This is a genomic window from Synechococcus sp. H55.11 (assembly GCF_047462475.1).
Lineage (GTDB): Bacteria > Cyanobacteriota > Cyanobacteriia > Thermostichales > Thermostichaceae > Thermostichus.
Map to the genome: position 1 here is coordinate 11,906 of NZ_JANSJI010000162.1, position 10,266 is coordinate 22,171.

General features: G+C 57.9%; 9 protein-coding genes and 1 pseudogene. All 10 read left to right on the plus strand.

Annotation, left to right across the window (positions count from 1 at the left end; genetic code table 11):
• A pseudogene (locus tag NW853_RS06980) lies at positions 1–207 on the plus strand (TIGR02221 family CRISPR-associated protein); the annotation flags it as partial.
• A gap of 248 nt (positions 208–455) precedes the next feature.
• A complete protein-coding gene (gene cas10, locus NW853_RS06985; RefSeq protein WP_414348580.1) occupies positions 456–3,446 on the plus strand; it encodes a type III-B CRISPR-associated protein Cas10/Cmr2 in 2,991 nt (996 codons plus the stop codon).
• A complete protein-coding gene (locus NW853_RS06990) occupies positions 3,443–4,567 on the plus strand; it encodes a type III-B CRISPR module-associated protein Cmr3 (RefSeq protein WP_414335536.1) in 1,125 nt (374 codons plus the stop codon). The genes cas10 and NW853_RS06990 overlap by 4 nt, the downstream gene beginning before the upstream one ends.
• Positions 4,568–4,611: 44 nt before the next feature.
• A complete protein-coding gene (gene cmr4, locus NW853_RS06995) occupies positions 4,612–5,382 on the plus strand; it encodes a type III-B CRISPR module RAMP protein Cmr4 (protein ID WP_414335538.1) in 771 nt (256 codons plus the stop codon).
• Positions 5,383–5,395: 13 nt separating this feature from the next.
• A complete protein-coding gene (locus tag NW853_RS07000; protein WP_414348583.1) occupies positions 5,396–5,788 on the plus strand; it encodes a hypothetical protein in 393 nt (130 codons plus the stop codon).
• On the plus strand, positions 5,788–6,429 hold the full coding sequence (locus tag NW853_RS07005; RefSeq protein ID WP_414335542.1) for a Uma2 family endonuclease: 642 nt from the start codon (positions 5,788–5,790) through the stop codon (positions 6,427–6,429). Before NW853_RS07000 ends, NW853_RS07005 begins: the two co-directional genes overlap by 1 nt.
• Before the next feature lie 29 nt (positions 6,430–6,458).
• Entirely contained in the window at positions 6,459–8,426 is a 1,968-nt protein-coding gene (locus NW853_RS07010) for an RAMP superfamily CRISPR-associated protein (protein WP_414348585.1), read from the plus strand.
• 29 nt (positions 8,427–8,455) lie between these two features.
• On the plus strand, positions 8,456–8,755 hold the full coding sequence (gene csx18 / locus NW853_RS07015; RefSeq protein WP_414348588.1) for a CRISPR-associated protein Csx18: 300 nt from the start codon (positions 8,456–8,458) through the stop codon (positions 8,753–8,755).
• Positions 8,755–9,744, plus strand: coding sequence for a CRISPR-associated endonuclease Cas1 (cas1, locus tag NW853_RS07020; RefSeq protein WP_414335548.1), 990 nt, complete (start codon positions 8,755–8,757; stop codon positions 9,742–9,744). Before csx18 ends, cas1 begins: the two co-directional genes overlap by 1 nt.
• Entirely contained in the window at positions 9,744–10,022 is a 279-nt protein-coding gene (gene cas2 / locus NW853_RS07025; RefSeq protein WP_414335550.1) for a CRISPR-associated endonuclease Cas2, read from the plus strand. The genes cas1 and cas2 overlap by 1 nt, the downstream gene beginning before the upstream one ends.
• The last annotated feature ends 244 nt before the right edge of the window (positions 10,023–10,266 follow it).

The following is a 10,266-nucleotide window of genomic DNA, read 5'->3' on the forward strand; positions in this document are numbered from 1 at the left end:
GATGTCCAGCAGCTTGCTGATCTTTGGTCTCGCCTTAGCCAGTACCGCAACGACGTGGCCCATGTGCAGATGAATCCCGAACCTCGTCCCAGCGAAGCTCTGGAGGGCTTTGTGCTGCGGGATCTGCTGCCCAGGCTGGAGGCGCTGTTTCCGGAATTGACCCGGACAGAAGGGGAATTGGAAGGGGATCCTTCCATTTCTCAGTAGGCTACAGACATCGGCCCACCCTCAGGTTCTGAGTTTTCAAGCTCGGTCAAACAGTTGGCAGGGGCTTAGCTTGTACAAGTCCTACTGAGCTGGAGAAATACTAAAGAAACCTGAGGGCTGGTCGGGATCGGTGGATTTTGTTTTGTAGCTTCTGCAGCCAGGTATCGGGTGGCTGCTGGGGTTTTGTTTACTTTTTTGTCTCTTGCGCGTTCAGTTCTTAACTCTCCCATTTCTCCTGCGAAAACACCATGTCTCATCACTACTGGCAAGCGAAGCTCTGGGGTTTGCTGCACGACCCTGCCCTCAAGGCCCTCCACGACGCCTCTGGCCGCGCTAAGGAAGGGCTGTGGCCAAACTTAGCGGCGATGCAAGGGTGGATCTCGCCCAAGGCAGAGGGATCCCTCCTAGCAAGCGTTGGCGATGCGGATCTGGTTGCCGCCGCCAGCGATCGGGCTGCCATTGGCCACCTGCCGGTTGCCATCGACTACCAGGTAGCCGATCGCGGCCACAGCCTGGGGCCGGGCCTAGAGATGAGCCATCTGCTTTCGGGGCGCAAGCGCTTTTGGCAACTGCCCGAAGAGGAACACCGGGCCCTGCAGCAAGCCGGCTCCCGCGCCGAGCACCTGATGCAGCTAGAGAAAAAGGTGATTCCCGATTGGATCCGGCAAGAAGAGGAAGATATCCAGAAGGTGTTCTGGTGGTTCTGGCGCTGTTTTCCCCAGGCGCTGGTTCGGGAGTTGGGCGATGAGAACCTCCTGCTTTTGCCGGCGGAAACGCGACTGCCGGATGGATCCCTGTGGAGCCACACCAGTGTCGTGGCGGCCCTGGCGGGCTGTTTGGCCGGCTACGACGAGCCCAAGTTCACGCGGCCCTTTTTGGCCAGCTTCACCTTCAACCCCATCCAGGAGCTGATCAAAGCCAGCCGCAAGATGCGGGATTTCTGGGCCGGATCCTGGCTGTTGCACTACCTCTCGGCACGGCTTTGCTGGCGCCTAGCGGAGAAATACGGCCCCGACTGCCTGCTCTACCCCAGTCTCTACGGCCAGCCGTTGATCGACTTCTGGCTACGGGAGAAGTACTCCGAGTTTAAGGAATGGATCCCTCAACCTTCTGCCCACGCCCTGCTCACCGCCGGCTTCCCCAACGTGATCCTCTTGCTGTTGCCGGAAGAGCGGGTGGAGGCGGCCATGCAGTTGGCCCAGCAGACCCTCAAAGAAGAATGGCGCCACCTGGCGGAAAGAGCGCTGGAGCACCTGCAACTGGAGCGCCGCTGGCTGGTGCAGTTGCGCCCGGAGGATCCCACCTGGGAGGGATGGCTGGAGCACCAGTGGCAGCTCTACTGGGCAGCAGCACCCCTGGGATCCCCCCAGCAAAGGCTCAAAGACACCGCCATCCTCAAGTCCCAGGAGCCGGTCGAACGGGATCCCTGGGTCAGCGCCCAAAACCGCACCTACCACCTAACAGGAGAGCGGCAGCTTTTTGCCGACGCGGAGCTGAAGTTCCTGCGGATCAGCTTCTGGGATCCCCAAAAGCAGCAGCGCCGCCAGTACAAGGCGGGGCTGAACGTCGGCTCCTGGTGGGCGGCGGCGGTGGAGGCGACGCGCCGGCTGCAGGCTGCCTGCAAACAGGCCCGCGATTGGCAACTGCCGGTGGCCTTTGGACCGCGCAGCACCGTCTCCGGCCTGGGGCCGGTGGTTCACCCTTCCCCCAGGGATCGCTGGATTGGCGAAGGGGAGAGCCGGCGGCTTTGGCAGCGGCAGGCGGGGCTTTTCGATGGCCGCGAGCGGCTCAACGCCACCGAAACCGTCAAGCGGGCCCTGGACAAGGTGTTGCCGGAGCTCTTTCCCAACCTCGATGAAGACAAGATTGCCGCTTCCTACCCCGATCTCACCGCCGGTGTGGCCGGCTACCTGAAAACCCACGGGCGACGGGAGCAGGAGCACTTGGAGCAAGCCTGCCGGGCCGTTGAGGCCATCCACCCCGGCATTCGGGAAGTGCTGCGGGAGATGCGCGGCAAGTGGGGGATCCCGTGGGCCGACCAGCAGAACCTACGCTACCACCCGCGGCTGCTCAACGCCGGCTGGCTGGTGGAAGACCTGGAAGCAGACGCAGCAACCCAGAAGCGCTGCCGCCAGGAGATAGAAGCCACCCTCAGCCGCTACTACCCCAGCATCAACCCCGCCAGTTGGTACGTGCTGGCCGCCGGCGACGGCGACGACATGGGCCAGTGGCTGAGGGGGGAGAAGATGCGACCCTACTACGACTACCTGCCCCAGCCGCTGCAGCGCCTAGCCGATAAACAGAAGGACACCATTGGCCAGGTCATCAACTCCGAGGAGCTCGACCAGGTCAAGGACGCCTTCGGCGAATTTGTCAAAAACAGCCGCAAGCGCATGGGCCCGGCCACCCACAGTGCCCTCAGCCGCGCCCTGTTGGATTTTTCCGGCCAGTTGGTGCCCTACCTCACCGAGCAGCGCTACGCCGGCAGGCTCATCTACGCCGGGGGAGACGACGTTTTGGCCTATACCAACCTCTGGGAGTGGGATGGCTGGCTCTGGGACATCCGCCAGTGTTTCCGCGGCGGCGAAGACGACTGGCGGGAGTTCGCCAACGAAGGGGACTACTGGCAGTGGCAAAAGGCGCAGTTGCCGCCTGGCCTCAGCCGCCGCCCTCTTTTTACCCTGGGATCCCTGGCCAGCATTAGCTTTGGCGTGGTGATTGCCCACCACTCGGTGCCCTTGGCCATTGCCCTGGAAAATCTCTGGGAGGCGGAAAAAGACGCCAAAGGGCAGGCCTATGCCCATGGCAGCCCCAAGGACAGCGTCCAGGTGCGGGTACTGTTTGCCAACGGCAACCAACTGGTGGGCACCAGCAAGTTCGACACCTTCGACAAGTGGAAAGACCTGCTGGATTTTGACTGGAAGTTGCTGGGCCAACAGCAGGATCAAAGCTCGCTGTTTGAGCAGGCTGCCCAGCTCTGGGAGCAGCACCCCGCCCCCAGCGTGGAAGCTGTGCCCGATTGGGCCCGCTTGTTCTGTAGCCGCCGGGATCTCTTTGGCGGCGAAAGCGAGCAGAGGGATCGCTTCCAGGCCAAGCTAATCGAGTTTATCCAGCACTTTTGGCAGCACAGCCTGCCCGCCCAGCCGGCAGCCTGGGATCTGGCCATCAAAAACTGGTTTAAGCTAGCGGCCTTTGTGCTGCGCAACCGCACCGTGAAATTGGGGAGGAACGGTCGATGAGTTGGTTCACGCTATCGCCTTTGGATGTGTGGATGTTTCGCGATGCCAGGCCCTTTGCGCCGGGGGAGCGGGCCTGGGCCACCAGCGGCTTTCCGCCCAGCGGCCACACCCTGGCCGGAGCCATCCTGGCCCACCTGGGCCAGCCGACAACCCTGCGCCTGCGCGGCCCCTTCCTCTGCTGGGATGAGCAGCTTTACTTCCCCAGCCCCCTGCACCTTGACCAGGGATCCCCGCTGGTGCCCATCCCCTGGCTGGAAGAGGAGCATTCCTACAGCGGCTACCGTTGGGATCCCACTCGGCCCGCCCCTTTGGTAGCAGCAGCTCCGGAGGAGGAACGGCCAAGCCCCAAGCAAAAGGCCGCCGGCTACCTGCCCTTTCAGGCGGTGCAAAAAGCGCTGCAGGGCAAGGGCTGGGATCTGGCTCAAGCCGTTCCGCCCCCCTGGGTGGCAGAGGTGCGGCCCCACAACACCCTGCAGGCAGGCAAACGTCAGGTGCGAGAAGCCGATGGCTACTTTGTGGAAACCTGCATCCGCCTGCAGCCCGGCTGGAGCCTGGCTTTCTCCATCGAGTGCTGGGATCCCGAGCGCGAAACCTGGGATCCCTTGCCCCTGGAGCAAGAAGAGGTGGTGCGGCTGGGGGGAGAAGGCCACGGCGCTCTCCTGGGCCCTTGCCCAAAGCTGGGCAAGCAGTGGCAAGCGCTGCAGGAGCTCTCCCAAGAGACCTTCCGGCAAACCCGGCGGGCCTTGGCCTACCTGGTTACGCCTGGAGTGTTCATCAAGAAGGTGGATGGGCGCTCCCTCTGCCGCGCCTGGCCCTGGGAATGGCGCTTGGCCACCCCCCACCCTGCCCACTCCCTCACCGGCCCTCTGGTAAGCGTGGCCACTGGCAAGCCGGTTCCCATCAGCGGCCGCCTGCAGGTGGATTCCCTAACAGAGCCGCGCAAGACCAGCTTACCGGCTCCGCAAGTGTTTGCCGCCCCGCCCGGCAGCGTCTACTACCTGGAGCAGCCGGCTCCCCTTGGGCAGGACGAGCCGGAGCTGGAAGATGGCCGGCTCAACGTCTTCCACCGCTGGCGGCTGTTGGGCTACAGCGAGTTGCTCTGGCTGCCTTGGGTTAACTGATGCTTTTGCAGCCCTGTTCTTTGTCGATAAGGAGTGTTTTTTCGATGACTTTTCACCTGGTCTATCTCACCCTGTTAACCCCCCTGCACACCGGCGGCACCACCCAAGAAGGCAACCTCTTGGGCATTGCCCGCGAAGCCCACACCAACTTGCCCTACATTCCTTCCAGCACCATCCGCGGCAAATTGCGGGCCAGTATGGCTGAGAAAGAGTTAAAGTTTGAGCTCTTTGGCAACGAAATTGGGGAGGGGGATCAGCTTACCCAAGGCTCCATTTGGATTGGGGATGGATCCCTGTTGTGGGTGCCGGTGGCTTCCCTCAGCCACGGCGTAGTCTGGATGAGCTGCCCCCTCTTGCTCAAGCGCTGGCTGCGGCTAAGTGGCCAGCAGTTGCAGGTGCCGGATCCCTATAGCACCAACTTGGAGACAAACCGGCCCCTCTACCTCAAGGATGCCATCCTGAAAAATGGCCTGAAAAAGTGGGCCAACTGGCAAGACTTTGTCAAGTCTTCCAGCATCACCCGCGTCATCGTCTTGCCGGATCAGCACTGTGCCACCCTTATTCAAATGAGCCTGTGGCGGCAGGTAAAAGTTAAGCTCAGCGAGCACAAAGTTGTAGAAGGCGGCTTTCGCTACGAAGAGGCCATTCCCCCCGATAGCTTGATGTACTTTACCTGGGGGGTAACAGCCCAAGCCAATGGCAGTTCCCAAAAAGCAGTGGAGCAATTTCGGAAGCTTCTGCAGGATAACCAGCTTCTGCAAATTGGCGGTCAGGAGAGCCTAGGTCGGGGCTTTGTCGAGTTGTCTTGGAACTAGTTGAGGAGGTTTTATGGAAACTTTTGATCCCCGCACGTTGGCCAAGCCTGTTTACGAATCCCTTCGCCAGTTAAGGGCTCAAACCAGAGACCAAGAAAAGCTTAAGGAGCAGAAAAACCAGGCTGTGGAACTCTACACCTACCTTTCCACCTGGGGCCTGCTGCGCCTTAAGGCAGAAGAAGATGCCCTCAGCCAAGACGGCAAAAAGCAAGTGGTCAAGGAGTTCTTTAGTTGTCTGGAAGAGATTTCTGGCCAAAAGGGGATTGCCAACTCCAATGGTCTGGATCGTCTTATGGGACTGGGAGTCGAAGAGTATCTAGGTTTAACAGGGTTAGGGCTGGCTTTGGCTCAGGAGTTTGGCTTTTGGGCCATGGCCATCTACCACGACATTAAAGGAGGGGAGTAATGGGCGTCGCGATCCCCCTGCAAGCGATTTCCCTGCAAGAAGGCAGCCGAGTGGTTATTCATTCTCTTACCTGGCAAGACTGCGAGAGCATTCTGGAGGAGCTGGGCGAAGATCGCCACACTCGCATTGCCTACTATGATGGCACTTTTGAGATCATGTCTCCCTTATCCAAACACGAGCGCCTTCATCGCATTGCCGGGTATATTGTCTCAGCCATTCTCGATTCTCAGGGTAGGGATTGGGAAGACTTTGGCTCAACAACCCTTAAAAAGTCAGGCAGGGCTGGAGTGGAGCCAGACACCTGCTTCTATGTCAATCACCTGGAGTTGGTGCGAGGTTGCGAGGGCAGGATCGATGTCGATCAGTTGCCCCCACCTGATCTGGCCATCGAGTCCGACGTTACTTCCCGAACTTTTATTGAGGCCTATAGAGCCATCGGCGTGCCGGAAGTTTGGATCTTGGGTGAGCGAAGTTTGCGGATCTTTATTCTGCAGGGAGAAGACTACGTAGAATCAAGCCGCAGCCGGCTTTTTCCAGACTTCGACATCCCCAATCTTGTACCTCAACTCATTCGACGCGCCCTAGAAATTGGTACCAGCACCATGTTGCGTGAATTTCGCCAAACCCTTGGCAATTCCTAACCCTGTTTCCCGCTTTTGGAGAAGATCCCATGACCGGTCATCGCCCTGCTCGTCCTGGCAACACGCCTGAGCCGCTTGCTCGTCCCCCCAGGCCAGGGGATCCCAGCCGCCGGCCGCCTCAGGAAAATCGAGGCCCCAATTCTCCTAGAGGAGGCAATGGAGGGGGAAACCAGCCGCGCGGTGGAGGCGGTGGCGGAGGAGGCAACAATCCTCAGCCCTCGCCTTGGCTGGGTCACCCCTTGGATCCCACGCCCAGGCCGGATCCCACCGCCGGTTTTATTGAATATCTGCGCTGGATGCGAGCGCGGCTCGATGCTTTTAAAGACGGCACCAAAGCGGAGCTGGCGCACCAAGTGGAAACAACGATTAACCTTGGAGCCCGCTTGAAAGTTTTGAACGAGCGCACCCAACGCCTTGCCAGCGACACCTTTCAGGTTACCTGTCCCTGGCGAATTCGAGTCGGTGGGGCCAAGGGCCCAGAGAGCATGTTGCTCCCCGCTTTCGATCACTTAGGGATCCCTTACATTCCTGGCTCCACCCTGCGCGGTGTAGCCCGCTCCCAGGCCATTCGGGAGCTGATGCAGGAGCGCAACCTATCTTGGGATCAAGCAGACCAAGCTGTAGCTCCTTGGTTTGGCCACCTACAAGCTGAGGAAAAAGATAGCGCCGGCAAGGTTGTCTTTTTGGATGCCTATCCGGCACCCACTCGGCCCCGAAGGCGGGAGGATCCCGATAACTCCAAAACGGGGGGGCTGGCTGTAGATATTGCTAATAACGTCTGGAAATGGAATGGAAAAAATCTTGAATACTCGCCCAACCCCAACTTATTTTTCTCTCTCAAGCAAGCCACTTTTTTGATTGGCCTGCGCAAAGTCCCCGGCTGCACCGATGAGATGCTGGATCAAGTTAAGCAATGGCTCCTCCGGGGTTTGGAGCAAGGGGTGGGATCCCAGGTGAATACCGGCTACGGTCGGCTAATCCCCTCAGGGAAATCGCCGGACAAGAGCCAAGGAGAATTCTTGCGCCTGCCCTTTGAGTTAGAAGGCCAACTCATTCACGGGCGCCAGGTAGTCAACTGGAGACCCGACAAGAATCGCTACGACAACCGATCCATCGCCGAAGTGCGGCCCGTGGCCTTTAAGAATATGCTGCGCTATTGGTTCCGCACCCTTGCCCTGGGAGTTTTGCCGGTCGATCAGGTGCAGGAGTGGGAAGGGCAACTTTTTGGCGCCATCACCCCTAAGCAAAAACACGGCTGGATCCATGTAGATCTCCTAGATGGCAAAGTCTCTCAGCCGGAGCCCAATCAGCAAGGAAGAAATAAACCTGCCGGACGACAAGAAGGGATCCTCGTCTTGAGTCTTTCGGGCGAGTGCCAAAATTATGCTTCGCAGGAAGATCAAGAGGCGGCGAAAAAGCTCTTTGCCAACCTCACCTGGATGATGTTCCATCTGGGAGGTGTGGGCCAAGGGGCCAGAAGACCCTGCTACTCCCGCCAAAACCGCGAGCGGGCTCCCTGGTGGCGCGGCTCTACCCTAATTCCCAGGTCAGAGGATGCCTTCTGGGAGCTGCCGGAATCGGTGACTGAGTTTCAGAAGCTTTTCCAAAAGCGTCTGGAAAACTTTTTTGCCGCTCTCAAGACTCTAACCAAGCAGGCTATTAACCCCAATAGCCCAAGAAGTGTTGGCCAAGTTGACAGGGATAAATGGCCGCAAGCAGTGGATGCCAACTGCCAGATTGTGGTCTGCAGCGGCGAGGAAGAGTTTAATAAACCCTATGCCCTGGCAACTTTGCATCGTCTTGGCCGGCAGGGCGAAGGCCGGTACGACAAATTCTTGTGTGGGGGTGTACAGGTACCCTCTCCGGTTTGGATTGCCGATTTGGGTGATTACCAAGTGGTTACCGTTTTTGGAGCAACGGCGGATCCTAGGAAAATGTATCTCGACGAGCTCAAGGGAAGTGCCGATGGCTTTGGAGTAATCTGGCCCTTGAGATAGAAAAATCTTGGAGAGTTTTTGGGAAAACCATGCCTAGAAAGAAGATCAAAGCCAAAGTTCTCAGAAACCTTGTTACAGCTACAATCAATGGCCTGATTACACTGGCCATTTTGCTCATTGCTCCCTTAGGTCTGGCAGCCGTGATTACCAACACTATTCTGGTTACAATTGCCAGCTTCTTTTCTGGAAGCCTAACGGAGATAGTTATAGATCTTTTGTCAAGTCCTGAAATTAATGTAGATGTTTTACCAGAAGAGCGCCAATCCAAGACCAGCACTTCCATAGAGCCAAGGCGAGGCTCAGAGAGTCTGCGTCGAGATGATCGATAATGCGAACCTTGTATGTTTCCCAGCAAGGGTGCAGGCTAAGCCTCAGGCAAGAGTTTGTGCTGGTTCATTTGGGCGATTTGCTCTTGCAGGAGGTGCCTCTGCCCTTGCTAGAGCAAATTTTAATCTTCGGCCGCTCGCAGGTGACTACCGATGTTGTAAGAGAGTGCTTGAAGCGCAATATCCCCATTGCCTACCTCTCCCGACTCGGCTATTGCTACGGTCGCCTCATTCCCATTGAAAGGGGCTACCGCCGCTTGGCCCATTGGCAACAAGCACTCCCTGAAGCATGGCGATTGCAAACAGCAGCCCAGATAGTGCGAGCTAAGCTCCTCAATGGCCGCGTGTTGTTGATGCGGCAACTTAGGCAGCGCCCCAGCGAAACTGGGGATCTAACCCTGCGCAGCCTGGAACATCTGGCCGAGCAAGTTCTGCAGGCTAAGTCTCTAGATCAATTGCGCGGCATTGAAGGGATCGGCGCAGCCCTGTATTTCCCAGAATTGGGCAATTGCTTGCAACAAAAAGGATTTGTTTTGCTCAAGCGCACCCGACAACCACCCACCAATCCAGTCAATGCCATGCTTAGCTTTGGCTATATGGTGCTCTGGAACCACCTATTAACCTTGATTGAGCTGCAAGATTTGGATCCCTATCAAGGTTGCCTACATGCCAGCAGTGAACGCCACGCTGCTCTGGTTTCCGATTTGCTGGAAGAGTTCCGAGCGCCTATTGTGGACTCCCTGGTACTGTGGCTTGTCAACAGCAGTGTTATGGATATCCAAGAAGACTTCGAGTATCGAGATGGGGGCTGTTTTCTCAACGATGCTGGCAGAAAGAAGTACCTCAAAGCTTTTCTCCAGAGAATGGAGGGATCCATTACAACTCCTGCTGGGGATCAGCCCCGCTGGGATTTGCTAACACAGCAGGTTAAGAAGTTTAAGCAGTCCGTCTATAATCCTCAAGACTTGTATCAGCCTTACCGGATTCGCTGATGTTTCTTTATGTTGTTACCTACGATACCCCCTGTGACAAGCGCCGCAAGAAAATTGCCGACTTGCTAGAAGGCTACGGCAAGCGGGTGCAGTACAGTGTCTTCGAGTGCGTCCTCAACAAGGACAAGTTCGAGGAGCTCAAGCTACGGCTCCGGAAAAGGATCAAGCCCAACGAAGACAGCGTCCGCTTCTATCCCCTCACCAGCCACGCCCTCGATCAAGTGGAAATCTGGGGTGAACCCCCTTTAACTGCACCCCCTGGCTCGGTCATCGTGTAGCTCAGGCAACTTTCCCCCTACCTAAGTACTTGATGTTCTCGAAAGCACACAAAAACGGTATCAGCAGCTCTGCGAGCGCCTCGCCAAATCCCGCAAAGGCCGATTCTTTCGTTGACCCGCTCGATGCCTTGCGCCACAAGGCTTTCAGGCCTCTTGCCCCCCCTCTTCTAGGCCCTTTTTTGCCGTCTTCGACCGACCCCCTCGCAAATGGGTCTTGCATTCCTTGCCCCGCTTGGGTTTAATA

Coding starts and splice junctions, on each gene's coding strand:
- cas10 (WP_414348580.1), top strand. CDS start 456: ATGTCTCATCACTACTGGCAAGCGAAGCTCTGGGGTTTGCTGCACGAC.
- NW853_RS06990 (WP_414335536.1), top strand. CDS start 3,443: ATGAGTTGGTTCACGCTATCGCCTTTGGATGTGTGGATGTTTCGCGAT.
- cmr4 (WP_414335538.1), top strand. CDS start 4,612: ATGACTTTTCACCTGGTCTATCTCACCCTGTTAACCCCCCTGCACACC.
- NW853_RS07000 (WP_414348583.1), top strand. CDS start 5,396: ATGGAAACTTTTGATCCCCGCACGTTGGCCAAGCCTGTTTACGAATCC.
- NW853_RS07005 (WP_414335542.1), top strand. CDS start 5,788: ATGGGCGTCGCGATCCCCCTGCAAGCGATTTCCCTGCAAGAAGGCAGC.
- NW853_RS07010 (WP_414348585.1), top strand. CDS start 6,459: ATGACCGGTCATCGCCCTGCTCGTCCTGGCAACACGCCTGAGCCGCTT.
- csx18 (WP_414348588.1), top strand. CDS start 8,456: ATGCCTAGAAAGAAGATCAAAGCCAAAGTTCTCAGAAACCTTGTTACA.
- cas1 (WP_414335548.1), top strand. CDS start 8,755: ATGCGAACCTTGTATGTTTCCCAGCAAGGGTGCAGGCTAAGCCTCAGG.
- cas2 (WP_414335550.1), top strand. CDS start 9,744: ATGTTTCTTTATGTTGTTACCTACGATACCCCCTGTGACAAGCGCCGC.